Raw genomic sequence first — 792 nt, forward strand, 5'->3', positions numbered from 1 at the left:
CAACATATCGGCAAGGGAATCGTACTGCTCGCCAAAGGGGCTTTGTGCATTGAGCATACGTGCAACCCGCCCATCAGCACCGTCAAGAATAGCGGATAAAAAGATGGCTAAAGATGCTTTATAAAACTCGCCTTGAGTACTGGCTAAAATCGAGTAAAAACCAGATAATAGCGATAAAGTGGTGATCAAGTTGGGCGCTAAATAAACACCGCGACTGACCACAGGCTTACCTTCTGCAACTTCTGTCTCAATCACCTCGAAAGTCAGCCCATCGTAATTATCATTATCCGCCAAGCGAATATTGAATTCATGCTCATCAACAAAGGGTGGCTGAGTTGCGGCGCTGTCATTTAAACTATTGTGAGGCGATTGCTCAGTCGTCATATTGATATCCTTATTCGCCAACTAACCAGCGTACATTGGTTGCACTATCAGGCGTCAGATTTGGCGCATCAGCTACTTTTAAAGCAGGCTGTAAAAATCGTAATATTTCACGTGCATGATTATCAAACTGCCATGGCGGATTGATAACGAGCAGCCCCGTACCATTGAGACCAACGGCGACATCATTTGGATAAATATTTAGCTCACAAACTAGCTGACGACGCATTTCAGTACGTTTTAGCTTTTTGTAGAACAGCTCTACCGCTTCAATGTTTTTAATGGGGAACCACAACGCATAAGTACCTTGTGGCCATTTGTTATAAGCAGTAACAAGCAAGTTGATAAGGCGTGTAAAGTCTTTGTGTTCTTGCTCATAGGGAGGATCAAGGAAAATAAGTCCGCGGCGCT

Annotated in this window: 2 protein-coding genes; both read right to left on the bottom strand. The window is 44.1% G+C overall.

Annotated elements, in window-relative coordinates; all coding sequences use genetic code 11:
• Window positions 1-384, bottom strand: a 384-nt coding sequence (locus ACS8FD_RS19275; protein WP_439277045.1) for a CDP-alcohol phosphatidyltransferase family protein, incomplete at its 3' end; no start/stop codon positions are given.
• Between the two features lie 10 nt (window positions 385-394).
• The coding region (gene rlmJ / locus ACS8FD_RS19280) for a 23S rRNA (adenine(2030)-N(6))-methyltransferase RlmJ (RefSeq protein WP_439277046.1) at window positions 395-792 on the bottom strand (398 nt) is incomplete at its 5' end.

Source organism: Psychrobacter sp. 1U2, assembly GCF_051847575.1.